Here is a 25,115-nt window from a genome sequence, read left to right as displayed (position 1 = left end):
TCAATCGTCAAAAGCCAGTTAGGAGGGAAAGAGATGAACACAGGACATGTTCTTCAAGTAATGGGTCCGGTTGTCGATGTCAAGTTCTCTAGCGGGCAGCTACCGGATATCTACAACTCATTGAAGGTCCAAATCGCAGACCGAGGCGAACTTACACTGGAGGTTGCCCTTCACCTTGGGGATGACTCTGTGCGCACGATCGCCATGGCCTCTACAGACGGGCTGCAGCGTGGAGCGGCAGTACTCGATTCTGGAGCACCGATTTCCGTACCGGTAGGTGACATCACGCTTGGACGTGTATTCAACGTACTGGGTGATTCAATCGACCTGGATGAGCCTCTTCAGCAGGGGATCCGTCGTGACCCGATTCATAGACAAGCACCAACATTCGATCAGCTTTCCACAGAGGTGGAAATTCTTGAAACAGGAATCAAAGTAGTCGACTTGCTAGCGCCTTACATCAAGGGTGGTAAAATCGGTCTATTCGGTGGAGCCGGTGTAGGTAAAACCGTTTTGATTCAGGAATTGATCAACAACATCGCCCAGGAGCACGGTGGGATCTCTGTATTCGCCGGTGTAGGGGAGCGTACCCGTGAAGGGAACGACCTTTACCACGAGATGAGCGATTCAGGCGTTATCAAGAAGACAGCGATGGTATTCGGTCAGATGAATGAGCCGCCAGGAGCACGTATGCGTGTTGCCTTGACGGGTCTGACCATGGCTGAGTACTTCCGTGATGAGCAAGGCCAGGATGTTCTATTGTTCATTGACAACATCTTCCGTTTCACGCAAGCAGGTTCAGAGGTATCAGCCCTTCTTGGACGTATGCCATCTGCCGTTGGTTACCAGCCGACACTTGCGACCGAAATGGGTCAATTACAAGAGCGTATCACATCGACCAACGTCGGTTCCGTTACATCGATCCAAGCGATCTATGTACCAGCGGATGACTATACGGATCCAGCTCCTGCAACGACGTTCGCCCATCTTGACGCGACGACGAACCTTGAGCGTAAGCTTTCGGAAATGGGTATCTATCCTGCCGTGGATCCACTTGCTTCCACTTCACGCGCACTATCTCCTGAAATCGTTGGAGAAGAGCATTACAGCGTAGCACGTAGCGTCCAGCAAACCCTGCAACGCTACAAAGAACTTCAGGATATCATTGCAATCCTCGGTATGGACGAGCTTTCCGATGATGATAAACTGACTGTTCACCGTGCTCGTCGTGTACAATTCTTCCTTTCACAGAACTTCCACGTGGCCGAGCAGTTCACAGGACAAAAAGGTTCATACGTAGAAGTGAAGGATACAGTCAAAGCATTCAGGGATATCCTTGACGGCAAATACGACCACATTCCTGAAGATGCATTCCGTCTGGTAGGCCCGATCGAGGACGTACTGGCTGCAGCTAAAGAAATGGGCGTAGAGGTATAATCGCGGACCAGGAGGGAAGAAAATGAAGACATTAAAAGTCAATATTGTCACTCCCGATGGCCCAGTGTACGATTCAGAAGTGGACATGGTAAGTACGAAAGCCCAAAGCGGTGAGCTTGGGATCTTGCCTGGACACATTCCGATGGTTGCTCCACTACAAATCGGTGCGGTTCGCCTGAAAAAAGGTGGCGACACTGAGCTTGTAGCTGTCAGCGGCGGCTTCCTCGAAGTCCGTCCTGAACAGGTGACAATTCTTGCACAATCTGCCGAGACGGCAGAAGCGATCGACATCGAACGTGCCAAGGAAGCCAAAGGACGTGCAGAAGGACGCCTTCAAGGAAGCAGGGATGACGTCGACTTCCGCCGTGCTGAACTGTCCTTGAAACGTGCCATGAACAGAATCAACGTGTCAGAGCGTAACTTCTAATACGATCTTGAAAATCCACCCTGGGGCTTACCTGTCTCAAGGGTGGATTTTTATATAATGAAGAAACAAAAAATAAGTAAAAATCCTGCGTGCTCCAAGTAGCTTTACCTACACAAAGGGAGTAAAATGAAACGTGGGACAGATCCACAGGACTTTAAAAAACACAGCTCAAAAAAACCTGACATTTACAAAAATAACTATTGTAGTGCAAAGGTAATGTGTTAAAATAGTCTATGTGTGTCTAATTTTTTTTATGGAGTGAGTGGGAATGGGAGTAACATTTGGCCAGCAGGCGCTGATCAGCATGCTGATTCACTTGGTGGTGTTCGCAGTTACATTCTGGGCTCTCCAATCCATCCAATTGGATAAGCTCCTTAAAAAAAACAGGGTCGCCCAAGGGAGACTCCTGTACATCCTACTGACCATTGCCATTGGTTCTGCCGTCAGCAGGTTCCTGTTGGACTATTACTTATGGACCCAGCAGCTGCCGACCCTTTTCGAATAGGGTCAAACCCTTACAAAAAATAGGTCTTCCTGCATGTTCTCAAAGGTACCAGTTTTGAGTAAGATTAATTTTGTGTTTACGCCCTTTGTGAAAAAGTTTCATTATGAAAACGATCACATGACTGAAAGAAGACAGATTTGTAAAAAGATGACGATAAGTTGCAAGTATGTTCCTCACCCTGACGGAAAGACTTTTACTAAAGGGGAGGAATGATCGTGCGTAACTTTTACATTTTCGTAATTTTTTTCATTATAATTGGTTTTCTTTATGTCAGTAATGGGAACAACACTATCGAAGCGAAGCGTTTCACCGATATAGAAAAACTTGATCTTGCCGTCGAACGTGCTGGTGGGGAGGTCAATGAATGGTCTCTGTATGCAAGAGAAAACGCATCTAGCTTCACACAAGAAGAGTTTGCCAAACACAGTGATTTGATTCAGGAGAAATTTTCCGGATTCAAATGGGTAACGAAAAAATCGAAGGAAGAAACAGTGGTGACGGGACTTCGCAAGACGTCTCACGGAACAGAAACCATTAAGATTTTACATACCCTCACAAACGGGCAATCACAGTCGTATACTATGTATGAGCTGCGCGGAAGTCAGACCACTTGGGGAGAGAGCGCCAAGGCGTATATCAAAAGTGAATATATCCCAAATGCGGAAGAAATTTTCACGGATGAACCCTTGATATTCTCTTGTATTAAAGGCAAATTCAGTGATACGCTTGAGGAAGTTTTGTCGAATCAAGCCGTCGAAATGATGGACACATTAGACGCTAATGAATTGGAATCCTTAAAAGAGGAAGAGTTTCATTCAATTTCAGCCTACTCGGAACAATTGTCACGGACCATTCAAACCAAACAGCATCAAGACATGAACATTCAACTTGGTTTACGGAAAAGTGGAATGGGCGCTGAGACAACCTTTGTCATTGGCACACCCATCCTGATTATTGAATATTAATATAGAGAAATTGGACGCGGAGGGGAATACTCTTGGAAAAAATTATCGTCCGCGGCGGTCAGCGTTTAAGCGGTACAGTGCAAGTTGAAGGAGCAAAGAATGCCGTTTTACCAGTCATCGCTGCTACATTATTAGCAAGTGAAGGAAAAAGCATCATCAAAAACGTACCACCACTCTCCGATGTATATACGATCAATGAAGTTATACGTCATTTAAATACAGATGTAGAATTCGCGAACGGTGAAGTCACCGTCAATGCGTCAAGGGAGTTATTCGTAGAGGCGCCTTTTGAATATGTACGTAAAATGCGTGCATCCGTCCTTGTGATGGGTTCACTTCTTGGACGTACAGGTAAAGCCCGTGTAGCTCTTCCTGGAGGATGTGCGATCGGTTCAAGACCGATTGATCAACATCTTAAAGGATTCGAAGCAATGGGTGCTAAAGTCAAAGTCGGTAACGGCTTCATTGAAGCTGAAGTTGACGGACGCTTGCATGGTGCCAAAGTCTATCTCGACTTCCCTAGCGTAGGTGCCACTGAGAATATCATGATGGCTGCCGTTCTTGCAGAAGGAACAACAATCCTTGAAAATGTTGCAAAAGAACCGGAAATCGTGGACCTTGCGAACTTCCTGAACAAAATGGGAGGAAACGTAGTAGGTGCCGGAACCGGAACAATCCGCATCGAGGGTGTCGATCGCCTTTATGGAGTGGAGCACAGCATCATCCCGGACCGTATTGAAGCCGGAACATTCATGGTTGCTGCCGCCATCACTAAAGGTGATGTTCTTGTGAAAGGTGCAATTCCTGAGCATTTATCTTCTCTTATTGCCAAAATGGAGGAGATGGGCGTCAAGATCATCGATGAAGGGGAAGGAGTTCGTGTCATCGGTCCTGATTCATTGAAATCCGTCGACATCAAAACGATGCCACACCCTGGATTCCCGACAGACATGCAATCCCAAATGATGGCATTGCTCCTTGCAGCTGACGGAACAAGCGTCATCACGGAAACGGTATTTGAAAACCGCTTCATGCACGCGGAAGAATTCCGTCGCATGGGCGCCGAAATCAAGATCGAAGGCCGTTCTGTCATCATGGATGGACCAACTGCCCTTCAAGGTGCAGAAGTAGCTGCAACCGATCTTCGTGCAGCCGCAGCCCTATCCATCGCAGGACTCGTAGCAGACGGCTACACAAGGGTGACAGAACTAAAACACCTTGACCGTGGCTATGTCAACTTCCACCAAAAGCTAGCAGCCCTAGGCGCAGACATCGAACGCGTCAACGAAGCTGACGAAACACCAGCAACAGAAGAAACCATGATCAAAGACGCATAAGCGTATCCAATAAAACGGACCTCCTATCAACGGGAGGTCCGTTTTTATATATATGGCTCAGTGGTTAGTGGAGAATAAGTAGGTATAAATATATAGCTACTTATTCTAAGGAATGAGTCCATCAAGTAAACGATGAACACGCATAGCCCATTTTCTAAAATCCATACTTCATATTACCAAAAGTGAAGAGCAGCGGAGGGTGGCCGACTCCTGCGGGAATAGAGGGAAGGTTGAGACCCTGGAGGCGCAGCCGAAGCGGCTCAACTCCCTCCCCGCCGGAAAGCGGCCACCCGCAGCGGAACGAAACGTCCCTACCTGAATTCTTAAAAGCCCTAAAGAGACCAGGAGTGACTTAGCTCCATCGCCATTTGAAGGAAGTCATCCCATGAAAGATAGATATATGACCATTTCTTATTGTAAGAGGAAATATTAAGAGTAGAATCTACATATCACCAAAAGTGAAGTGAAGCGGAGGCCACCCGACTCCTATGGGAAAAGTGGGCAGGGTGAGACCCTACAGGCAACGTGCACTGGACCCAAATTATTGGACACCCACTTTTTGATTCATTCGTTGTGTGTACAGTCGGTATTCTACCGGGCTCTTTTTACCGAGCGTAGACTTAATTCGCAAGTGGTTGTAGTAATCCATGTATTCTTCTAATTTTCGGTTGAACTCCTTGAGGTTCCGAAAAGTTTCTCTGTAGAGAAACTCTGATTTCATGATGCCGAAGAAATTCTCCATCACGGCGTTGTCATAACAGTTTCCCTTCCGAGACATACTCTGAGTGATGTGATGGTCCTTGAGTATCCTTCGGTACTTAGGCATGCGATAGTGCCAGCCCTGATCAGAGTGAAGAAGAAGGTCATCGCCTTCACGTAGACGTTCGACTCCTTGAAGTAACATCGTTTCTACTAAATCAAAGCTAGGTTTCGTGTGAAGCGTGTACGTAATGATTTCTCGATTAAACAGGTCTAACATCGCGGACAAGTACAGTTTCTGTCCGGCAATCTTGAATTCCGTCACATCGGTTACCCATTTTTGGTTCGGTTTCGATGCCATGAATTTTCGGTCGAGGGTGTTGGGCGCCGCTTTTCCAACTTCCCCTTCATAAGACCGGTATTTCTTCTTTCTTACCAGGCACTGGAGCCCTAGGGCTTTCATAATGCGAAGGACTTTCTTTTTATTGATGTCATACCCTTTTGCCTGGAGTACATCCGTAATCCGACGGTAACCATAACGGCCTGAATGACGGCGGAAGATCAAGGTAATTCTTCTTTTCCACTTCCGATCAGGATCGGGTTGGTCCCACTGTTTTTTGATGAAGTAATAGGTGCTTCTAGGGAGGTTCGCTACTTTGATGAGCTGAATCACCGGGAACGCATTCCTTAGTTCAAATACTACTTTCGCTTTGATCTGTTTGGTGATGATTCCTCCTGAACTAAGGCTCTCAGCTTTTTTAAATAAGCATTCTCCATCTCTAAATAGGCGGCGTGTGCTCGTAGCTCTTCGGGAGTCATGTCTTCTAATTTCTTATGTTGATTGGGTGGTTTAGGAGTCATCGTCAAGGCCCTCATTTCCTTTGAATCGAAGGCATCTCGTCCCCTTTTCTCCCACTTTCTCAACCACCTGCGCACAATACAGGGATCGGGAAGGTGGAAATAGGCAGATGCCTCTCGAATGGAGTAATTCTTGTCCGTAATATAGTGAAGTACCTTTAGTTTAAAGGCAGGAGAATACGTTGTATAGGGAAAAGAAAAGGCTTGATCACCATGATGGCGAACCAACTTGACCCAATAGCCCAGCGCAGCAGCATCCACGCCTTCTTGTGAAGCTAAATCTCGAAAACTAACCGTTTCATCCTCCAAGTAACGTTTGGCCAGTTGAAGTTTAAACGTACGGGTGTGCTTGTTCATTTATAACCCCTCCTTTTAGGATTGGGGTGTCTAGTAATAAGGGGGCAGCACAACGCCGAAGCGGCTCACCGCACGCCCCATGGAAAGCGGGTGGCCGTAGCAGAACGGAACATCCCTTCCATAACCAATCCCTCTACTTATTAAAAATGACCACAATAATCATTCATAAAAGCCTGTCCACCCCCATACATTTGAAAAGAGGAGAAACGCACCACCATCTCCTATTTCACTTTATATGGAGGCAGCGCACATGAAGCAATGGAAACCCGTACTACTCACCTTCTCACTCTTTATCATCATCATCATCACGATTCCCGCTCTGCTGGTACTCCCCTTCTCATCAGGAAAAGAAACAGCCAACCTGGACGAAGCCAAAGCCAAACAAACCGCCAACAAAGACATGGACCAATCCATGGAGGTGGCCGTCTATCGTTCAAACGACGACCTCATCGAAAAACTGCCCCTCGAGCAGTACGTCGTGGGAGTCGTAGCCGGTGAAATGCCTGCCGACTTTGAACCCGAAGCCTTGAAGGCCCAGGCGCTGGCTGCCAGGACCTATATTGTGAATCAGCTTCTAGTGGATGACTCCAACGTACCCAAAGGTGCCGATGTGACCGACACGGTTGCCCATCAGGTATACAAGAATGAGAAAGAGCTCGCCAAACTATGGGGAGCGGACTATGAATGGAAAATCAAAAAAATCAAAGATGCCGTACATGGGACGATGGGCAAAGTCCTGACGTACAAAGATAAGCCGATCACGGCTGCCTTTTTCTCGACAAGCAACGGGTACACCGAGAACTCTGAATCCTATTGGGAGAATGAGCTCCCATACTTACGGAGTGTCGAGAGCCCTTGGGATTCTAAATCCCCGAAATTTGAAGACCAAGTCGTGATCAAGACAAGCGACTTTCAAAAGAAGCTGGGGGTCACCCTGCCGAAGGATGGCAGCGTCGGTACGATCACCGGGCGCACGGAAGGGAAGCGGGTTGCCAACGTGGAGATCAACGGCAAGAAGTTTACCGGACGGGAGATACGCGATAAGCTGAATCTGAAATCATCGGACTTCACCTGGTCACTGAAAGGCGATCATATCGTCATTTCAACGAAAGGCTTCGGTCACGGCGTGGGTATGAGTCAATACGGAGCTAACGGGATGGCTGAGGAAGGAAAGGACTATAAGCAGATCGTCCAGCATTATTATAAGGACGTGAAGATTACACAGGCAGATACCTTGTTGAAAAAAGTCACGGCACAGCGCTGAAAAAGCGCCAGGTCCACTCTACGGACCTGGCGCTTCTTCATTTACGCTGTAAAATAGTTCTCTACTGATTTTAACCAACGGCCCAGCGGACGGTCTGGAGAGCGGAAGTACGTGTGGTTGACGAGCCAATAGAGGACGGTGACACCGATCAGATCCTTGGCGGCGTCGATCATGGTGGCAGAACGTGCCGGAACAAAGGCCTGATGGATTTCATCTGTGAATCCATAAAAGATGGCAATCAAGGCGGCAACGGTATTGACAGCATAGGTGAGTTTTCCATGAGCTAGAAGGGCAAGGACAAATAGGGCGTAAAGGATCCCGAACTCGATCAGGTGGAGAGATTCCTTGATGAAACGATCCAGATCTCGTTCTTGGAGGCTCAGGACCTTGTCATCGGGATTGCTTGAGAGATACCAGATCAAGAGCATATATAAGAAAGGGGCTACGGTCAGCCCGATTTTCAATACAGATTTCATTCAGACATCGTCCTTTCGTTTCATCCTCTCATTGTAGCACGGGGAGCGCTCCTTTTCTCCTATCAGCATAAAAGTTCAAAGAGATGTAAAAAATCGTGCATAGAACGATTCGTTTTGTCGAAAGATAAGCATTTAAAAATTTTTCACCTCGTGTATATATTTTCTGAATTCTGTTCAGAATGATTGCTGAGGTGATGAAAATGAGAGAGGAAGAAAAGAAACATACTTCTCCAAAATTTTTGAAAAGGCGCTGGGCCTATCCAGCAATCTACTTGGCAAGTGCAGCAGTCGTGATCACAGGGATTTTGTGGTACCAGGCATCAAATGATGTGAACGAGAAAGCAAAGGATTACAGCTATGATGGAGTTCCTACCGAAAATCAATTTGATCAACCTGCAGAAGAAGTCAACCGTTCACTCGAAAACTTTGTAATGCCAGTTGCCAAGCCGGATGAAACCGTCATTGAGAAAGAATTCTATGATGCTAATGCCACGGCCGAAGAACAGGAAGCAGCGCTCATCGTCCACGGAAATGAGTACTACCCGAACCAAGGGCTCGACATCTCGAAAGAAGGTAAGAACTTCAATGTCCTTGCTGCCATGAGTGGAGAAGTCACAAAGGTTCAGGAAGATGCCCTACTTGGAAACACGATTGAAATCGAGCATTCCAAAGGTGTCGTCACACGTTACCAATCAGTCAAAGACTTCAAGGTTGCAGTAGGTGACACAGTCAAGCAAGGTCAGGAAATTGCGAAAGCAGGCAAGAGCGGTCTGAACGAAGAAGCAGGAGTACACGTACACTTTGAAATCCGCAAAGACAGCTTAGCCGTAAATCCGCTTGAGTACTTCAATAAGTCCCTTGCCACTCTTCAAGAAGCTGACTTGGATCAACAAGTATCCACAGAGCAAGCTTCTGAAGACAAAGGTACAGAAGAGAAGAAAGATGCTGCTGAAGAAAAGAAAGAGTCTGAAGGAAACGAAGGACAAGCCAAGCCTAAACAAGGCGCGGAGAAGAAAGAGTCCGATGAGTCCAGCACTACCCCGGACGCAGCTGATACTAAAGACGAAGAATGATCCCATACGGAACCGGCCCATTGCGGCCGGTTCTTTTTGTGGGTCAAGAACCTCCGTGGTCATTCGACAGGAAGTTAGTTTAGTGGAAAAATAAATCAGGCAGCTTTCCGGTTCTGAGAGAGGAATCTTACTATTGTGAGAAAACAAATTCATGATTCCTGAGATTTCTGTCGACTTTTTTTGATTGACCCTGTCCTGCACCCTATACATAATGATGAATAAGTATTCAGGAAGGAGACGTCTGTTCATTTTAGAAAACGCTTACATTAAGGAGGTGTCATCCATTTACTTTTTCATTTTTCTTGTGCTCACGGGATTCTGCATCTTTCTCACCATTAGGAAAAAGAAAATCTTTTATCTGGCCATTCCATTCATGGCACTTTTTGCATTCCTGATCATCCAGATTGCCATGGTGCCGGCTCCGTTTTTTGAAACGGTGAAGTTCATTTTCAGTCTGAGATAATGTGAATAGAAGGGGGTAACGGAATGAAGAAGATTGAAAAGCTGAAAGCCGATCGGTATTTCAGAGAGAAAAACATCTATATGGGTGTGTATCTGGTCATTTGGTTCATAGCGTCATTCGGTGTGGTCCTGCTCGCGGAACCACTATCTTCTATTACGATAGGCGGTTTTCCTTTCCATTACTTCATGGGAGCTCAAGGAGCGGTCGTCACCTTCATCTTCCTGCTGTTCGTCAACGCAGTCGTAAGTGACAAAATCGACCGGAAGTATGGAATCGACGCGAAGAAGAACGAAGCCCTCAGCTACGGGAAGACGCTGGACCATTAATAAATGAGAGAAATTAGGATGAAGAAAATAGACAGAGTGTGGGGGGAAACGGATAGATGGATTCGCAGCTGTTAGTATCGACGATCATCATTTTGGTTACATTTGCCTTATATATTGGTATCGCTGTATACAACAAAGCAAAAGAAACATCGGACTTCTATGTGGCTGGCCGGGGGTCCCACCGATCTTCAATGGGATGGCGATCGGTGCTGACTGGATGAGCGCAGCCTCCTTCATAGGGATGGCAGGAACGGTCATGATCCTCGGGTATGACGGTCTGGCCTATATCATGGGGTGGACGGGGGGATATCTCCTTCTCACGTTCCTTCTGGCCCCTCAGCTCCGGAAATATGGACGTTACACTGTTCCGGAATTCATCGGCGACCGGTTCAACAGCCATCCGGCACGGATCACGGCGGCGATCTGTACCATCATCATCAGCTTCACCTATTCCATCGGACAGCTTTCCGGGTCGGGGGTCGTCATCGGACGATTATTCGAAATCGATGCGAAGATCGGGACGATGATCGGGGTCGTGCTCATCGCGTTCTACGCAGCCTTCGGAGGGATGAAGGGAATCACCTGGACGCAGGTGGCACAGTACCTTGTTCTGATCATTGCCTATCTCATCCCCGTCATTTTCATGTCACTGCAGCTGACAGGGAATCCGGCTCCTTGGCTGTCGTACGGGAGGATCGTGGAAGAGATCGGTGAACTGGACCGGCAGCTCGGTGTGTCGGAGTATTTTGCACCATTCACGAACGGATCAAAATGGCAGTTCATCGCCCTTATGTTCACCCTCATGGCCGGAACCGCCGGACTTCCCCATGTGATTGTCCGATTCTATACGGTCTCCACGATGAAAGCAGCCCGCTGGTCCGGGGCATGGGCGCTTCTCTTCATCGGGATCCTTTATTTGTCTGCCCCTGCCTATGCAGCATTCTCGAGGTTCATCCTCATGACGAAAGTAGCCGGAAGTAAGATCAGCGAGCTCCCTGCATGGACGAAGTCGTGGGTCGATACAGGGAAGCTTCAAGTGGCGGATACAAATGGCGACGGCATCCTTCAGTGGCAGGAGATCATCATCTCCAATGATATTGTCGTCATGGCCACCCCGGAGATTGCCAACCTGGGTGTATTCGTCATCGGTCTCGTTGCAGCGGGGGCCATGGCTGCGGCCCTCTCCACTGCAGGCGGACTCCTCATCGCCATCTCGTCTTCATTTGCCCATGACATTTACTACAGGGTCATGAAGCCGGGGGCAACAGATGCAAATCGTCTGGCCGTTGCCCGCTGGACAATTGTCATAGCCACGCTCCTTGCCGGTCTAGTGGCATTGAATCCGCCTGGTGTGATCACCCAGATCGTTGCGTGGGCGTTTGCTCTTGCCTCGGGAACATTCTTCCCTGCACTCCTGCTCGGGGTCTGGTGGAAGCGCTCCAACGCCCATGGAGTGGTGGCAGGCATGCTTGTCGGCCTGGGGGTCACCTTGCTGTATATCTTCCTGGCAAGGGATGGTCATACCATCCTCGGGATCATCGACACAGGTGCCGGCGTCTTCGGGGCCCTGGCAGCGATCATTGCCAATATCACCGTATCACTCCTAACCCCTGCACCGTCGCAGAAACTTCAGGATGAAGTGGAGAACCTTAGGTATCCAGAGCAGATGACATACAAGGATGGAGAGGTATGGATCGATGAAGATGTAGATTTTAAAGGATGAAGACAGAACGCCCCTGATCTCAAGGGGGCGTTTTCGACTTATTTCTCAGGAAATAGATCAGAATATGTCGCATACCACAAAAGGTTTTCTGAAAATTCAAACGTCACCTTGTCCTTATTCGGTAAAGTGTGCATATATGGGGACAAATGCTAATAAAATGAAACAAACCTATCAATACAGAGAGTGTTTGAGGTGAGGAATCGTCCATATCCCATAGCGAATCAGTCACATATATGTTTATACGCTGTAAACCACGGGCCATAACGGCAACGTAACTTATACTAATCACTCATGCGAAGCGAGTCTCATTTCACACTTCTCACATCCAATTTGGGGAGGTCGAGTGGTGTGCACGATTACATCAAAGAGAGAACAATCAAGATTGGCAAGTATATCGTGGAGACAAAGAAAACCGTTCGCGTCATTGCGAAGGAGTTTGGCGTGTCCAAAAGTACGGTCCACAAAGATTTAACGGAACGGCTGCCTGAAATCAATCCGGAGCTTGCAAACGAAGTGAAGACGATACTGGATTATCATAAATCGATCCGACACCTAAGAGGGGGAGAAGCAACGAAGCAAAAATACAGGAAAGAGGAACTTCACAGCTGAAACCGATGCGCCACGCCCGCAGGAAGAAGGGCGGATGGCGTATTTTTGCGTCTGAGGTAACGTGTAAAAGGTTTTTTCAGCTGGAAAAGGAGCGTGGGGTCAAGGCGTTTTGCCTGCTCCGTATGGTCATGAAGGGCATATGAAATAAAATTCATTTTTTTGACAAACAACTCCTGCTTTCGACACGTTTATGGTAATATAATTAATTAGGTGAAGATTTTACCTTAACGTTAAACCGTAACTACATAGGAAATAAACCATAGATCAATTGATAGATAAGAAGGGAGTCACATTAAATGTTCGCGAAAGATATCGGTATCGATTTAGGTACAGCAAATGTATTGATTCATGTAAAGGGGAAGGGGATCGTCCTTAACGAACCTTCCGTCGTCGCATTGGACAAGAATACGAATAAAGTATTGGCAGTAGGGGAAGAAGCACGTCGCATGGTTGGCCGGACGCCTGGGAATATCGTCGCGATCCGCCCACTTAAGGATGGAGTCATAGCGGACTTCGATGTAACAGAAGCGATGCTGAAGCATTTCATCAATAAGCTGAACGTGAAAGGATTCATGTCGAAGCCACGCATCCTGATCTGCTGCCCGACGAACATCACGAGCGTAGAGCAAAAAGCCATCAAGGAAGCAGCTGAGAAGAGCGGCGGTAAGAAAATCTACCTTGAAGAAGAGCCGAAAGTCGCAGCCATCGGAGCAGGCATGGACATTTTCAACCCGACCGGGAATATGGTCGTGGATATTGGAGGGGGAACCACGGATGTAGCGGTCCTTTCCATGGGTGATATCGTGACAAGCCAGTCGATCAAGATGGCAGGGGATAAATTCGATTATGAAATCCTGAATTACATCAAACGCGAGTACAAGCTCCTCATCGGTGAACGTACAGCGGAAGACATCAAGATCAAGATCGGTACGGTCTTCTCCGAAAATCGCGAAGGCGAGATGAATGAGATGGACATCCGTGGACGTGACATGGTATCAGGTCTTCCACGTACCCTGACCGTGACGGCAAAAGAAATCGAAGGGGCGCTTCGTGAATCAGTATCTGTCATCGTCCAGGCAGCCAAGAACGTCCTGGAGAAGACTCCGCCAGAACTATCAGCAGATATCATCGACCGCGGTGTGATCCTGACAGGAGGAGGAGCGCTGCTTCACGGCATGGACACGCTCCTTGCTGAAGAATTGAAAGTACCGGTCCTTGTAGCGGAGAACCCAATGGACTGTGTAGCTGTCGGAACGGGTCTGATGCTTGAGAATATCGATAAAATTTCACGCCGGAAAATAGGCTGATCGACTGAAATAGTCGCGCGAGGTTCCGATGTAAGAGAAGAGACGAAAGAAATGAGGTGGACGTTATATTTCGAGGATTCTATACGGTGGCATCCGGTATGCTGTCACAGCAACGGAAAACCGAAATGCTGACCAATAATATTTCCAATGCCAACACGCCCGGCTATAAAGCGGATACGGCTGCGATGCGGGCTTTCCCAGAAATGCTCATGCAACGCATGGATTCGACGACGGTCCCGACCGACAATCGATTGTCCCTTCCTCTTCACCGGAGTATCGGGAGCTTGAATACGGGTGTCTATATGCAGGAAACCATCCCTACCTTTACTCAAGGTGACCTGCAGGAAACGGGCAATGCCACGGATATCGCCTTGATTACCGGAACCCTCCCGGATGAAGGGGGAGCCATCCTTTTCACCGTTGAAGGAGATGGCGGGGAAGAGCGATACACGAGAAATGGGAATTTCACCGTTAACGGGAACGGATTCCTCACCACGAACAGCGGGCACTATGTCCTTGATGGGAACGGAGAGCGGATCCAGCTTGATTCCGATGAGTTTACCCTCGGAGAGAATGGGGAGATCCTGGTGAACGGAGCACAGGAGTCCTCGCTGGGCATCGCCTATACGGGAAATGCCCAAGACCTGGTGAAAGAAGGGGATGGCCTCTTCTCATCGGAAACGGCTCTTACCCCTGCTCAGGCAGGCACCTTCACCATGGTCCAGGGGCAGCTCGAACGATCGAACGTCGACGCGTCTCGGAGCATGACCGATATGCTTTCTTCCTATCGGGCGTTCGAAGCGAATCAAAAGGTCCTTCAGGCCTATGATCGAAGCATGGACAAAGCCGCAAATGAAATCGGGCGTGTCAATGGGTAGTAAAAGATTGTCAATGAAATTCGCCAAGAGTTACCTTATAATAAAGGGGACAAAATCATGAACCGGATGATGGTGACAGCCACAAACACTCTCGGTCAGCTTCAAAAGCAAATGGATTTGATCGGGAACAACCTATCGAATGCCGACACGACGGGCTATAAGAAGAGGGAAGCGACGTTTTCCGATCTATTGGTCCAACAGGTGAACAACCAGCGTGTGGACCGTTTTGAAAGCGGCAGGCTCACTCCCCTTGGCGTCAGGGAGGGAAGCGGGGCACGGCTATCCAAAACCGCTTTGAACCTCACGCAGGGCACCTTGAAGGCCACGGGAAGGTCCCTTGACTTCGCCCTGAAGGATGAGCGCCAGTTCTTCAAAGTGGATGATGGGACCGATGTCCGCTATACACGGGACGGTGCCTTTTACTCCACGCCGATGGATAACGGCCGATCCATGCTCGTGAATGCTTCCGGATTTCCTATCCTGGATGAAAATGATGACCCCATCACATTTTCGAGTGAAGCTTCCACCTTTGAGCTTGGCGACAATGGTGTGCTGAGTATCACAGGACCAGAGGGGACCGAAAACGTAGACCTTGGCATCGTGACGATTGCCAGACCCCAGTTCCTCGAACAGCTCGGCGGCAATCTGATCGGACTCAGGAACGATGTCGGCGTGAATCGGAACGAGGTCCTGACGAATCTGACCGGCGCCGGGCGAACGGGCATTTCCATCAGCCAAGAGTCCCTGGAAGCATCGAATGTGGATATGGGTAAGGAAATGACGGACCTTCTGAATGTCCAGCGTTCCTATCAGTTCCAGACACGATCCATCACTATGGCCGATCAGATGATGGGATTGGTCAACGGTATACGCTAAAGGAGTTTTGAACAAATGAGCGAAAAAGAACTGTTGCAAGAGCAACCAACTGAAGAAACGAAGACAGCCGAGGAACAGGCTGCACCCAGATGGGTACGGGTACGCCTTTTCCCGATCTGGCTCCGCGTCCTTTTATTCCTCGTACTGTTCGCCGGGTTTCTTGCCCTTGGAGCCGTTTTTGGATATGCCGTCATCGGTGACGGAAAAGCCTCTGATGTGTTCAAAGCCGAAACATGGCAGCATATTGCAGACATCGTGAAAAAAGCAAAATAAAGAAAAGGCCCCTGAAGCTCCGGGCCTTTTCTTCGTTCTATTCCATTCTCCCCGTCAATTCTGTACAATAAAGGGGACATACCACTGTAGGAGGACCATTCATGTTAGATATCAATGAAATCAAAGACATCATCCCGCATCGCTATCCTTTTCTTCTTGTAGATCGCATCCTCGAAGTAGAAGAAGGGAAAAGCGCTATCGGCATCAAAAACGTCACGGCCAATGAAGAATTCTTCAACGGTCACTTCCCGGACTACCCGGTCATGCCCGGTGTCCTCATCGTCGAGGCCCTTGCCCAGGTTGGAGCCGTTGCCATGCTGAAGAAGGAAGAGAACAGAGGAAGATTGGCCTTCTTTACTGGAATTGACAAATGCCGCTTCAAGCGTCAGGTGAAACCAGGGGACCAGCTCAGACTTGAAGTCGAAATGGTCCGCTTCAAAGGAGCCATCGGAAAAGGGAAGGGCGTTGCCACCGTTGACGGGGAAGTAGCCTGCGAGCTTGAAATGATGTTTGCCCTTGGAGAAAAAAGCGAATAAAGCAAAAAGCCGGTCCGCATATGGATCGGTTTTTTTCATGTGAAGGGATCAATGGACGGGGCGCGCATGGATGATGTAGCGCTGATCGGTACTGGAGAGGTACTCGAAGGGATAACAGGTCGATAGCGTCAACACCTCTTCCCCCGCAGGATCCATCACCGACAGATCATCCTGATCAACGATCAAGCTGTCTGTCATCTCATAGGTGAAGGTCCCCTCAGCCATGTGGATCTCCAGTACGTCTCCAGGCTTCAGCTCACCCATCTGCGTGAATACCGTGTCACGGTGTCCAGCAAGGAAAATCCGCTCACCTTCCCCTGGGAGGGCAGTGGAGGGGACATGGCCCACCCCTTTTTCCAAATCATCCTCATCAGCCCCCGTCACGATGGGTACCTCCCTGTCAAGAGCGGGAATGCGCAGGATTCCGATAGCCTCCCCGTTCTGCCGATCTCCGGAGGGACCACTCGCCCCCGCACTGACCGCCTTTTGGGCGGCAGCCATTGATTCACCCTGAACGTGCTTCTGATGCTGGATGCCGAAGAGGGACGCCCCCACATACACAAGGCCAGTACAAATCAGTAGAATTCCAACGAGCGAAATCCATTTATTCATAGATGAACGTGGAAGAGCTCGCTGAATTCCTCTTTTGAGAGGCCAAATTCAATCCACAGAACAGGAGAATCCTCCGTCTCCAATGAAACCCCGATTGTACCGGATGGCTTCCTGCTGGTCTCCAGGAAAGGGTGGAAGGCGTGAAAATGATCCATTGCCGGCACAGTTCGGTTATGGGCAAGTTTTTCTTTATACGAATCTCCTTTCGGCTTATCCATGACATAAATCGAACTCCTCCTATGGTTTTTGATTCCATTATAGAGAACAATATATCTTTTATAAAGTACAAAACATTCAGAAAACAAGCGGGAGGACGAGTATAAAGACGGTATGAATGGAATAATTACCCTAAATCGGTTCATATGATGTTTTGAGTGGGTTCCTTTAAATCGTATACTACACTTAAGTGTTCATTAAAACGAACAATCTATTTTGTTCCGATCTCTGATAAAAAGGAATGGATATGATGAAGCATCGGCTGCTCTCTTTTATTCTCTTTCCCCTTTTGTTCGGGTTCTTCCATCTATCGACTGCCCATGGGGAAGGACCGGGAATTTCAATTGAACCAGGTGGCCCTTATCTGTTCAATATCGAAAACGCAAAACCAGGCGACTGGGTAGAACGTTCGCTTACCGTCCGAAATAATGGGGATGAAGATATCACCTACACGCTTGCTGTGGTTAATCTATCGGAGACGGATGTTCTATACAACGAATTGGATTTGACGATGCTACGTGGCAAAACGACTCTGTTCGATGGGAAATTGAAGGATGCCTCATCCTTCAAAGCAAGGGAGCTGGCGCAGGGCTCAGCGGATGAACTGATCTTCATTGTTAAAATGCCCTATGAGCTGGGCAACGAGTTCCAAGGAACCGCGGCACGATTTGAGATCCAGGTGCAGGCCTCCTCATTCTTATCTCCTGACACGGGTCTGAAGGATGTTGAAGGGACGAACGGTGGAACGGCGGTCTCTACGGGAGGCGGACCCTCACCGACAGGTTTCCTGCCGAACACCGGAACGGATCTTTACCGATGGCTGTTGATCGGGGGTCTGCTTATGGCGACGGGAATCATCATCCTGGCGTGTAATGTTCTGATGAAACGAAAATCTGAGAGTACGGGGTGAAGGTTATGTTTAAAAAAGATTGTAGCCGCTGTACGCGTCCATCTTTCAGCAGTGCCGAGAGCGGGGAGTGGATCTGCCCTGCGTGCGGATACGACCTGACGGATCTTCCAGTCAAACCTCCCGTAAGTTTCAGGGAAATTTCTCAGACTGTAGATTCGACAAGGAAAAACAACAAAATTAAAAATTTTCTGAATAGTGTGTAAAAGTGGTTATTTTGATGGAATTTAGGGTAAAGAATTTTACTGAGCCGACAAAATCCAACATCTTCTTCCACATATAAGGATTATAATGGTATTACATCCACAGTCAGGTAATCAGATAAAGGCAAACCTGTTGAAAGGCAGGGACGCAAAGTCACAGGTCTAAGGTTGGACGTATGCGCAAGGATTCCCGTCAGCAGGAGCGTATCGAATACTAGGACGGCTGGATTGCCTGAAATACATTCATGTATTTTGGGAGGGAATGAAATGGTTAATCGAGAATTGGATCAAGAATGGGTAGAGTTGATGAAAGAGGCAAAAACAGCAGGGATTACGCTGAGGGAGGTCAAGGAATTTCTTGAAGCACCACAGACAGAGCGTTCACATAAACAATATCAAAGCATTGGGTGAGTCTCTTGAGAAATCATTCCGATGAATAAAGTCTTGAGAATAGATGATTCTCAAGACTTTATTTTTGTCCAAGCTTCCATTTATTGAACTCGATGAATTCCCGGAATTGTTCTTTCGTAATACCGGAATCCATGGCTTCTTCGGTGATTTTCATCCATTCATAGTCCAGTGGTGTTTCTTCTGGTGCATCATGGAGAAGGGCATCCATGGAAATTCCAAGTGCCGCCGACACTTTTTCCAGGAACTGTACCGAGGGATTCTGTTGAAGGTTTCGCTCAATGGAGCTTAGATAGGACTTGGCGACGCCTGCCCGATCAGCCAGTTCCGTCATGGACATCTTTTTTTCCGTGCGATATTTCCTTACTCGTTCTCCGATCAATGAGCTCACCTGCCTGAGGGTTTTCGTTCTCGTTGTTATTAGTATAGCAAAATACAGAGAAAGGCTCTATTTGTTTTTACATAATTGTGTATGTTTATGAGGTACCGGCCTTTGAGCTGGCAGGAATCCGCGGTTTTTCCACCATTTTATCCCTGAATGCACGCAGGAGCTCTTCGCCTGACATCCCTTTTTGAATCAAATCGTCCAACAGGAGTTCGGCGTATTCATTCTTCTGCTTTTTCAGCTTTCCTTCAAACATGATGCTGATGTTCCCGCCGAGCTCTTTGATGCATCTGATCGATGTCATGAAGGCGGCAGGATCATTTTCTTTATGGGAGATGACGACCTGGATCTCAAGCTCCTCGCTTTTTTGCTGGGCCTCTTGGAAGAATTCAATATGATCTTTGGTCAGGAGGGTTTCTACGAGCCACGTTTTCTTTCCATCTTCTTTATTGATGATCAGGCCATCGACGATATCAAAATCCATGAGTTCTTCGTTTTGCACTACCTGCAGCGAAACCACCTTGAATGTTTTCATCACCGAACCTCCTTAAGGGTTTTTAAAAATTATATCATATGAAGGAGCACACCCCTAATTCAATTCGCCAACGAGAAAAATCACGCTAGAGGTGAATTTTGCATTTTCACGGTGGATTTCACCTGGAAAAAGGGAGTTTCCCTAGGAGAAACTCCTGTTATTCTCTTTAATGCCCCTATGAATTTGCTAAATTGACGATTTTACAAGAGTGCAGGGAGGGGCTATGATGATAACAATTTCAGAAGAAAGGAGTTAAACATGTGATCAATCAAGTGACGCTTGTTGGCAGGCTGACCAAGGACCCCGAGTCCAGGAAGACCCTTGAAGGGAAATCGGTCCTCAATGTGACCGTGGCCGTGAACCGACAATTCAAGAATCAGCAGGGGCAGATCGATACGGATTTTGTCCTCTGCACGCTATGGAACCGGGCGGCGGATAATACGGAGAAATACTGCCGGAAGGGGTCGGTTATCGGAGTGACAGGAAGGATCCAGACGAGATCCTACGAAAATGAAACGGGAAAGCGCACATATGTAACGGAAGTGGTAGCCGAGAACGTCCGTTTCCTCGACAGCAAGCCTCCCGAAGAAACAAGGAAGGAAGCGATCGAAATCCCATTTTGATGAAGAGGAGAAGAAGGTATGAAAGAGCTGGAAATACGAATCGATCGTTTGGAGCAGTTGAACGAAGACCTCATCAAGAAAGTAGCGCGCACCAATGTAGAGAACTTTTATCTATCCCAGCGGATCACCGCCCTTGAACAGGGTTATGAATATGCGGGCCCTTCCTTGATCCCCTCATCTTAAGAATCCCCAATACACCCTTTTACTTATCACCAACCTATACGCTTGAACCTCGCAACACCAACCTCTGTAAGACTTCATATAAAGAATCAATCAACTCCTCAATCTCTCCTACTGTAGACCGGTCTTCCACGAAGACCGGATTTTTTATGCAAAAAAACAGGCCACCCGGTGGGGTGGCCTGGCATTAGTCCAATACGAGCAGGGATTGGAGATCCTGGTCGGATAGCTCCGTGACCCACTGGTCGCTGCGGATGATTTCATCGTTGAGCGCCTGCTTTTTCGTAAGCATGGCATCGATCTTTTCTTCAAGTGTACCGGAAGCGACGAGCTTGTGGACGTGGACGAATCGATTTTGTCCGATCCGGTAGGCCCTGTCCGTCGCCTGATTTTCGACTGCCGGGTTCCACCAGCGGTCATAGTGGACCACATGGTTGGCGGCGGTCAGGTTCAACCCGGTGCCTCCTGCTTTCAACGATAGAAGGAAGACGGGGAACTCCCCGTTCTGGAAGCGGTCGACGAGTTCGTCCCGTTTGGCTTTTGCCATGCTGCCATTAAGGAAAGGGACGTCGACATCAAATTCTTGTTTCATCATGTCCTGTATCATTTCTCCCATGGAAATATACTGGGTGAAGATGAGGCATGCTTCCCCTGAATCGAGTGCCGTCTCCACGATGCTCCTCAGCTTCTGCATCTTCTCCGAGCGGCTCAGGATCGATTTGGGATCCGGCTCCTTTAGGTAGAGGGCAGGGTGGTTGCACAGCTGTTTGAGTTGATTGAGCATCTGCAGGATCAACCCTTTGCGCTCGAATCCGCTCAGGGTTTCCACCTTGGCCAGGGTGTCCTTGACGAGTTGCTCATACAGCGCCGCCTGTTCAGCCGTGAGGGCGCAGTATTCCTTCTGCTCGAGCTTTTCAGGAAGATTGAGTTCCACCTCTGGATCCTTCTTCGTACGTCTCAGGAGGAACGGCTTGATCTTGGCCTGTAAAGCCTTGACCCTCTCTTCATCTTCGTCCTTCTCAATCGGGGCGATATAGTGCTTCTGATAATAGGTGAATCCACCAAGATACCCTTGATTGAGGAAATCGAAGATCGCCCACAGCTCGGATAAGCGATTCTCCATCGGAGTCCCGGTCAGGGCAATATGATGATTCCCTTTAAGCTTCCGGATCGCACGGGACTGTTTCGTATTGGAGTTCTTGATGTTCTGGGCTTCATCCAGTGAGATGGAGCTCCAGGTCACCTCTGACAGCTCCTCGAAATCCAGATGGGACAGGCCGTACGACGTGAGGAGTACGTCGACTCCTTCAAGGGCTTTTTGGAACTCTTCCCCTTTCGCCCGGATCTGACCGTAATGGAGTCTTACATTCAAGGATGGGGCGAATTTCTCCAGTTCACGCTGCCAGTTCCCGAGGACCGATGTAGGCGCGATGATCAGGGCAGGTGAATCGGTCTTTTCATGCTCCTTCACATGAAGGAGATAGGTGATGAGCTGAACCGTCTTCCCGAGTCCCATATCATCGGCAAGACAGGCGCCGAACCCGAACTTCCTCAGGAAGAGCATCCAGCTCATCCCGAGCTCCTGATACGGCCGGAGATCACCGATGAAGTCATCAGGCGCAGGTGTGATCGGGATGGTGGATACGTTCGTCAGCTGATGAATCATCTTCTTCATGGAACGGTTCAGTTCAAGCTGGATGCGGGCATATTTCGTCCCGTCCTCATCTTCACCTTCCTCGGTCATGCCGCCTTCCCCGTCATTCGGGACAAGCTCCTGCTCGAGCATATCCTGGATTGAGATTCCTTCTTCCTTCGCCTTGGTCATCATCTGCTGGATACGCCGGATCATGGCGGGATCAAGCTTCATCCACTGTCCGCGGATCTTGACGAGGCGGCGCTGGTCTTCGACGAGCTGGTTGAAGTCCTCTTCAGACAGATTGACGCCGTTCATGGACAGACGCCAGTCGAAATCGAGCATGGCATTCAGGCCCACAAAGGAAGGGCGATACGTCGTATCTGTATTCTTCAATTTTGCCTTCACGAGCACCTGTGCATCCTTCATCGCTTCCCACCAGGATGGAAGGAGGATCTCGATATTCAGGTCGATGAGCTTCTCGCTGAGGATCGAGAGGAAGTCCCATGCATCGTGTTCGCCGAGGCTCGTGCGTAGCTTCCCGTCTTCATCTCTCAGGATCGGGAGCATATTCCCCCAACGCTCCTGTTCGGCGCTGACTTCCTTCAGATGAGGCTTCCAAGCAGCGGGTACCGTATCCTCCACCAGGGAGATCACGCGGCTGGTCCGTTTTTTGTCCCGGAGGATCGTTTCAAGCTCCCACGTATCTTCCTCATCGAGCGGCTCTGTGATGCGCAGGCCAATGGTAAAGGGGAGGTCCTGTTCTTCGCCGCTGACCCACTCGCTCCAGCGCTGCTCGTCAAAGTAAGCGGCAAGCTCTTCAGGCGTCAGGGTGCTTTCCTTCAGCTTCCTGATCCGCTTCATGGCGCCAGACCCTCCGGCGTTCATGGCGTCCTGGAGGGAGGTTTGGAACCACGTATCCGTCAGTTCCTTGACAGTCCGGCCATCCGGGAGGGTTTCGTCCCAGAATTCGCTGTTGAAATTATCCCACACTTCATCGGGAACGTGGAACTGGAGCCCTTGTTCCTGCCATTCATCGAAACGTGGTAGCCATTTTCCCGCTTCGATTGCTCCGAGAAGGACCGGTGCGACGGAAAGATAGGCTTGCCCGGAATCGTTCCAATCCCAGCTCACAAGGGAGCTGAATTGTTCACCTGCCAATAAGGTGAGGAAATCCCAGTGTCCTGCAGATACACTCATCCCATCTTCTTCGATGAGGGTGCCGTAGTAGCTCTCTTCATGCCAAAGGAAAAGCTGGCCCTTCCATTCGGCAGGGTGGATCCACTCCCCGTTCTCATTCTGTGCGGTCAGCACAAAACGGTCGCCATATTCAGATGGTTCGACATTGATCTTGACTGAAGACAATTTAAGCATCGATTAACTTACCCTTTCTGCATTCTTCTTGGAAAGCCCGGAGGCGTTTATAACGGTCAAGTATATAGGATAGGAACTGATCCCATTTCTCTGTCTGCTTCAGCTTCCGGTAGATGGTCCGGATCTTTTTCATATAGCGGACCGCCTGTCTGTAGCTGTCACGGTTCTTCTGTTCGATCGAGTTCATGACCCCGCTGAAATAAAGGGGGAGGGCGAGCTCCGGTTGTTCCTTCGTTAGGTCCTTCAGCCCCATCCCTTCCATTTCAGGGATGCTGTAGTTCATATAACGCTGCAGCTCCACCCACTCCTTGTACTCCTTCACATTGATGAGGTATTCATTGTAATGGAAGAAGCTATAGGGAAGCATGGCAAGGAGTAGCTCCTTGACGAGCATCGGATCTTTTTCCGTGAGCCAGTCCATGGGCATGATGCGGATGAACCAGCGGACGAAACGGGATGCTTCGAACTGATCGAGGTATCCGATGTGTTCCGGCAGGCGCTCAAGGAGATGCCTGACAAGGAAAAGTCCCGCTTCATATCGTCTGCCGGTGAAGAACTTGCGCAACCAGAATTCAGAGAAGGAAACAAGTTCACTCCCGAGGCCCTTCGCCACTCCATCGGCTTTATCGAACTCCTCAAGCATCAGATAGTGGTGCAGGAGGGCAAGATGATCGAATGTCTGAAGGTCCTCGCCCGACTCGGAAATCCGTTTGATCTCCTCCTGCCTCCAAGCCTTCTGCTTAAAGAGGAAGTACCAAAGGAAACGATACACTTCGGCCTTGATCAAGGTGCTGTTTTTGGTGGAGTCACTGAGCCAGACGGTTTTTTCCTTCAGGAACGCAATGAATGGATCGAAGCTGAACGGCATGGCGTGCACAGACATCTTCTCCAGTGCATCCTCCATTTCACCGAGAAGGTAATCATACATGCTGTATTGCTCCGTACCCGGCTTCACGCCTTTTTCCTGAATGAACCGGTCGAGATGGATCGTCAGATAGAGCGTGGCATACAGCTTGTATAGGGGCTTCCATTCCCGTTCGAATGGGGATTCCTTCATGAAACGCTTCATGATGTTCTGCACGAGTACATCCATGATATAGGGCTGTCGTTGAAGGAGCTCAAAGTCATCCGGCTTCAGGAGGGTATGGAAGTACTCCCACCACTCCTCAGGGGTATTCCCCCGTGTTTTCCGCTCTTTGAGAAGATCGCTCGCCTTCTTCAATCCCCCGTGCTTCTTCATCAAGTCTTCAAGACCGCCGGCTGTATCGGGTTTCCCGCTCCGCCAGTTGCCGACCCACTCACTGACGCTTCCCGTCTTATTCAATAAGAACAAAAACACGGCCAGCTGATGACGGCAAAAGACGTCCTGAGGGCAAGAACAAGAAGAGATGAGGGGGAAGGTGAAGTTCAGCCCGACGGAAACAGGCGTCACATCCTGGACCTGTGCCGTCACTTCTTCATCGCGCACCTTCACCTGTGAGACCGAATTCTGCCTGAAGAGCATAAGCCCCTTGGAAACGATATTGCGGTCCGCTTCCCGCTTAGGGTCAAGTACTTCCTCGAGGGATTCGCTCAAGTGATAAAGTTGTTCCTTCAGTTCCTCAATACGAATCGACATCAGCTAACCTCTCCAATCTATAAAATCGCATT

Annotated in this window: 25 protein-coding genes, 2 pseudogenes and 1 riboswitch; of the genes and pseudogenes, 19 read left to right on the top strand and 8 right to left on the bottom strand. The window is 48.8% G+C overall.

Annotated features, from left to right (window positions below):
* Positions 1-33: 33 nt before the first annotated feature.
* The 5 genes from atpD (at position 34) to murA (ending at position 4,671) form a co-directional block, all read left to right on the top strand.
* Entirely contained in the window at positions 34-1,437 is a 1,404-nt protein-coding gene (gene atpD / locus D5E69_RS20805) for a F0F1 ATP synthase subunit beta (RefSeq protein WP_048004872.1), read from the top strand.
* 22 nt (positions 1,438-1,459) lie between these two features.
* Complete coding sequence (locus tag D5E69_RS20800) at positions 1,460-1,864, top strand: F0F1 ATP synthase subunit epsilon (RefSeq protein WP_048004873.1); 405 nt, start codon at positions 1,460-1,462, stop codon at positions 1,862-1,864.
* A gap of 268 nt (positions 1,865-2,132) precedes the next feature.
* Complete coding sequence (locus tag D5E69_RS20795; protein WP_048004874.1) at positions 2,133-2,369, top strand: DUF1146 family protein; 237 nt, start codon at positions 2,133-2,135, stop codon at positions 2,367-2,369.
* A gap of 215 nt (positions 2,370-2,584) precedes the next feature.
* Positions 2,585-3,334, top strand: a complete 750-nt coding sequence (locus D5E69_RS20790) for a YwmB family TATA-box binding protein (RefSeq protein WP_053072104.1) — start codon at positions 2,585-2,587, stop codon at positions 3,332-3,334.
* Between the two features lie 32 nt (positions 3,335-3,366).
* Positions 3,367-4,671 carry a UDP-N-acetylglucosamine 1-carboxyvinyltransferase gene (gene murA, locus D5E69_RS20785; RefSeq protein ID WP_048004875.1) on the top strand — a complete coding sequence of 435 codons (1,305 nt, stop codon included), beginning with the start codon at positions 3,367-3,369 and terminating at the stop codon, positions 4,669-4,671.
* A 541-nt stretch (positions 4,672-5,212) separates the two neighbouring features.
* Here the strand turns inward: murA and D5E69_RS20780 are convergent.
* A pseudogene (locus D5E69_RS20780) lies at positions 5,213-6,585 on the bottom strand (IS3 family transposase).
* Positions 6,586-6,835: 250 nt separating this feature from the next.
* Here D5E69_RS20780 and spoIID point away from each other — a divergent pair.
* Entirely contained in the window at positions 6,836-7,849 is a 1,014-nt protein-coding gene (gene spoIID, locus D5E69_RS20775) for a stage II sporulation protein D (protein ID WP_048004876.1), read from the top strand.
* Between the two features lie 41 nt (positions 7,850-7,890).
* Here spoIID and D5E69_RS20770 read toward each other — a convergent pair whose 3' ends face one another.
* Positions 7,891-8,325 carry a VanZ family protein gene (locus D5E69_RS20770; protein ID WP_048014188.1) on the bottom strand — a complete coding sequence of 145 codons (435 nt, stop codon included), beginning with the start codon at positions 8,323-8,325 and terminating at the stop codon, positions 7,891-7,893.
* A 239-nt stretch (positions 8,326-8,564) separates the two neighbouring features.
* On the opposite strand from D5E69_RS20770, the gene spoIIQ reads away from it, so the two are divergent.
* The 9 genes and pseudogenes from spoIIQ (at position 8,565) to fabZ (ending at position 16,389) form a co-directional block, all read left to right on the top strand.
* Entirely contained in the window at positions 8,565-9,398 is an 834-nt protein-coding gene (spoIIQ, locus tag D5E69_RS20765; RefSeq protein ID WP_231579012.1) for a stage II sporulation protein SpoIIQ, read from the top strand.
* 486 nt (positions 9,399-9,884) lie between these two features.
* Positions 9,885-10,187: a DUF4212 domain-containing protein gene (locus tag D5E69_RS20755; RefSeq protein ID WP_048004879.1), complete on the top strand. Its 303-nt coding sequence runs from the start codon at positions 9,885-9,887 to the stop codon at positions 10,185-10,187.
* Between the two features lie 56 nt (positions 10,188-10,243).
* A pseudogene (locus tag D5E69_RS20750) lies at positions 10,244-11,910 on the top strand (sodium:solute symporter family protein).
* Positions 11,911-12,258: 348 nt separating this feature from the next.
* Complete coding sequence (spoIIID, locus tag D5E69_RS20745; protein WP_048004881.1) at positions 12,259-12,519, top strand: sporulation transcriptional regulator SpoIIID; 261 nt, start codon at positions 12,259-12,261, stop codon at positions 12,517-12,519.
* Between the two features lie 296 nt (positions 12,520-12,815).
* Positions 12,816-13,826: a rod shape-determining protein gene (gene mreB / locus D5E69_RS20740; protein WP_048014190.1), complete on the top strand. Its 1,011-nt coding sequence runs from the start codon at positions 12,816-12,818 to the stop codon at positions 13,824-13,826.
* A gap of 65 nt (positions 13,827-13,891) precedes the next feature.
* Complete coding sequence (locus D5E69_RS20735; RefSeq protein ID WP_048015314.1) at positions 13,892-14,704, top strand: flagellar hook-basal body protein; 813 nt, start codon at positions 13,892-13,894, stop codon at positions 14,702-14,704.
* Between the two features lie 57 nt (positions 14,705-14,761).
* On the top strand, positions 14,762-15,580 hold the full coding sequence (locus tag D5E69_RS20730; RefSeq protein WP_148794514.1) for a flagellar hook-basal body protein: 819 nt from the start codon (positions 14,762-14,764) through the stop codon (positions 15,578-15,580).
* Positions 15,581-15,595: 15 nt separating this feature from the next.
* Positions 15,596-15,853: a DNA-directed RNA polymerase subunit beta gene (locus D5E69_RS20725; protein ID WP_048004884.1), complete on the top strand. Its 258-nt coding sequence runs from the start codon at positions 15,596-15,598 to the stop codon at positions 15,851-15,853.
* 101 nt (positions 15,854-15,954) lie between these two features.
* On the top strand, positions 15,955-16,389 hold the full coding sequence (gene fabZ, locus D5E69_RS20720) for a 3-hydroxyacyl-ACP dehydratase FabZ (protein ID WP_048004885.1): 435 nt from the start codon (positions 15,955-15,957) through the stop codon (positions 16,387-16,389).
* A 48-nt stretch (positions 16,390-16,437) separates the two neighbouring features.
* On the opposite strand, the gene D5E69_RS20715 is transcribed toward fabZ, so the two are convergent.
* Positions 16,438-17,001 carry a class D sortase gene (locus tag D5E69_RS20715; protein WP_159130204.1) on the bottom strand — a complete coding sequence of 188 codons (564 nt, stop codon included), beginning with the start codon at positions 16,999-17,001 and terminating at the stop codon, positions 16,438-16,440.
* Positions 16,998-17,219 carry a hypothetical protein gene (locus D5E69_RS20710; RefSeq protein WP_159130203.1) on the bottom strand — a complete coding sequence of 74 codons (222 nt, stop codon included), beginning with the start codon at positions 17,217-17,219 and terminating at the stop codon, positions 16,998-17,000. Before D5E69_RS20710 ends, D5E69_RS20715 begins: the two co-directional genes overlap by 4 nt.
* 245 nt (positions 17,220-17,464) lie before the next feature.
* Here D5E69_RS20710 and D5E69_RS20705 point away from each other — a divergent pair, with 245 nt between their 5' ends.
* Together D5E69_RS20705 and D5E69_RS20700 are read left to right on the top strand one after the other, a co-directional pair.
* Positions 17,465-18,127 carry an LPXTG cell wall anchor domain-containing protein gene (locus tag D5E69_RS20705; RefSeq protein ID WP_159130202.1) on the top strand — a complete coding sequence of 221 codons (663 nt, stop codon included), beginning with the start codon at positions 17,465-17,467 and terminating at the stop codon, positions 18,125-18,127.
* A gap of 313 nt (positions 18,128-18,440) precedes the next feature.
* Positions 18,441-18,563: riboswitch (cyclic di-GMP riboswitch) on the top strand.
* Between the two features lie 31 nt (positions 18,564-18,594).
* Entirely contained in the window at positions 18,595-18,738 is a 144-nt protein-coding gene (locus tag D5E69_RS20700) for an anti-repressor SinI family protein (protein ID WP_079514301.1), read from the top strand.
* Positions 18,739-18,796: 58 nt separating this feature from the next.
* On the opposite strand, the gene D5E69_RS20695 is transcribed toward D5E69_RS20700, so the two are convergent.
* Together D5E69_RS20695 and D5E69_RS20690 are read right to left on the bottom strand one after the other, a co-directional pair.
* Complete coding sequence (locus tag D5E69_RS20695; RefSeq protein ID WP_048004889.1) at positions 18,797-19,117, bottom strand: helix-turn-helix domain-containing protein; 321 nt, start codon at positions 19,115-19,117, stop codon at positions 18,797-18,799.
* A 94-nt stretch (positions 19,118-19,211) separates the two neighbouring features.
* Positions 19,212-19,655, bottom strand: a complete 444-nt coding sequence (locus D5E69_RS20690) for a YwpF-like family protein (RefSeq protein WP_048004890.1) — start codon at positions 19,653-19,655, stop codon at positions 19,212-19,214.
* A 260-nt stretch (positions 19,656-19,915) separates the two neighbouring features.
* Between D5E69_RS20690 and D5E69_RS20685 the strand changes: the two genes are divergently transcribed.
* Together D5E69_RS20685 and D5E69_RS20680 are read left to right on the top strand one after the other, a co-directional pair.
* Entirely contained in the window at positions 19,916-20,278 is a 363-nt protein-coding gene (locus D5E69_RS20685) for a single-stranded DNA-binding protein (protein WP_048004891.1), read from the top strand.
* Between the two features lie 18 nt (positions 20,279-20,296).
* The gene (locus D5E69_RS20680) at positions 20,297-20,461 is read left to right on the top strand and encodes a hypothetical protein (protein WP_156183348.1); all 165 of its coding nucleotides are present in this window, start codon (positions 20,297-20,299) and stop codon (positions 20,459-20,461) included.
* A 184-nt stretch (positions 20,462-20,645) separates the two neighbouring features.
* Here the strand turns inward: D5E69_RS20680 and D5E69_RS20675 are convergent, their stop codons facing one another.
* Together D5E69_RS20675 and D5E69_RS20670 are read right to left on the bottom strand one after the other, a co-directional pair.
* Entirely contained in the window at positions 20,646-23,465 is a 2,820-nt protein-coding gene (locus D5E69_RS20675; protein ID WP_048015281.1) for a DEAD/DEAH box helicase, read from the bottom strand.
* A complete protein-coding gene (locus D5E69_RS20670) occupies positions 23,458-25,083 on the bottom strand; it encodes an SWIM zinc finger family protein (protein WP_159130201.1) in 1,626 nt (541 codons plus the stop codon). The genes D5E69_RS20675 and D5E69_RS20670 overlap by 8 nt, the downstream gene beginning before the upstream one ends.
* Between the last annotated feature and the right edge of the window lie 32 nt (positions 25,084-25,115).

This window comes from Rossellomorea marisflavi, assembly GCF_009806575.1.
GTDB classification, from domain to species: domain Bacteria; phylum Bacillota; class Bacilli; order Bacillales; family Bacillaceae_B; genus Rossellomorea; species Rossellomorea marisflavi_A.
This window is presented reverse-complemented; position numbering and strand designations above follow the sequence as displayed.

Excerpts from the sequence above, each read along its gene's own strand:
- atpD (WP_048004872.1), top strand. The coding sequence starts at position 34 with ATGAACACAGGACATGTTCTTCAAGTAATGGGTCCGGTTGTCGATGTC.
- D5E69_RS20800 (WP_048004873.1), top strand. The coding sequence starts at position 1,460 with ATGAAGACATTAAAAGTCAATATTGTCACTCCCGATGGCCCAGTGTAC.
- D5E69_RS20795 (WP_048004874.1), top strand. The coding sequence starts at position 2,133 with ATGGGAGTAACATTTGGCCAGCAGGCGCTGATCAGCATGCTGATTCAC.
- spoIID (WP_048004876.1), top strand. The coding sequence starts at position 6,836 with ATGAAGCAATGGAAACCCGTACTACTCACCTTCTCACTCTTTATCATC.
- D5E69_RS20770 (WP_048014188.1), bottom strand. The coding sequence starts at position 8,325 with ATGAAATCTGTATTGAAAATCGGGCTGACCGTAGCCCCTTTCTTATAT.
- D5E69_RS20755 (WP_048004879.1), top strand. The coding sequence starts at position 9,885 with ATGAAGAAGATTGAAAAGCTGAAAGCCGATCGGTATTTCAGAGAGAAA.
- mreB (WP_048014190.1), top strand. The coding sequence starts at position 12,816 with ATGTTCGCGAAAGATATCGGTATCGATTTAGGTACAGCAAATGTATTG.
- D5E69_RS20730 (WP_148794514.1), top strand. The coding sequence starts at position 14,762 with ATGAACCGGATGATGGTGACAGCCACAAACACTCTCGGTCAGCTTCAA.
- D5E69_RS20725 (WP_048004884.1), top strand. The coding sequence starts at position 15,596 with ATGAGCGAAAAAGAACTGTTGCAAGAGCAACCAACTGAAGAAACGAAG.
- fabZ (WP_048004885.1), top strand. The coding sequence starts at position 15,955 with ATGTTAGATATCAATGAAATCAAAGACATCATCCCGCATCGCTATCCT.
- D5E69_RS20715 (WP_159130204.1), bottom strand. The coding sequence starts at position 17,001 with ATGAATAAATGGATTTCGCTCGTTGGAATTCTACTGATTTGTACTGGC.
- D5E69_RS20710 (WP_159130203.1), bottom strand. The coding sequence starts at position 17,219 with ATGGATAAGCCGAAAGGAGATTCGTATAAAGAAAAACTTGCCCATAAC.
- D5E69_RS20705 (WP_159130202.1), top strand. The coding sequence starts at position 17,465 with ATGATGAAGCATCGGCTGCTCTCTTTTATTCTCTTTCCCCTTTTGTTC.
- D5E69_RS20700 (WP_079514301.1), top strand. The coding sequence starts at position 18,595 with ATGGTTAATCGAGAATTGGATCAAGAATGGGTAGAGTTGATGAAAGAG.
- D5E69_RS20690 (WP_048004890.1), bottom strand. The coding sequence starts at position 19,655 with ATGAAAACATTCAAGGTGGTTTCGCTGCAGGTAGTGCAAAACGAAGAA.
- D5E69_RS20680 (WP_156183348.1), top strand. The coding sequence starts at position 20,297 with ATGAAAGAGCTGGAAATACGAATCGATCGTTTGGAGCAGTTGAACGAA.
- D5E69_RS20675 (WP_048015281.1), bottom strand. The coding sequence starts at position 23,465 with ATGCTTAAATTGTCTTCAGTCAAGATCAATGTCGAACCATCTGAATAT.
- D5E69_RS20670 (WP_159130201.1), bottom strand. The coding sequence starts at position 25,083 with ATGTCGATTCGTATTGAGGAACTGAAGGAACAACTTTATCACTTGAGC.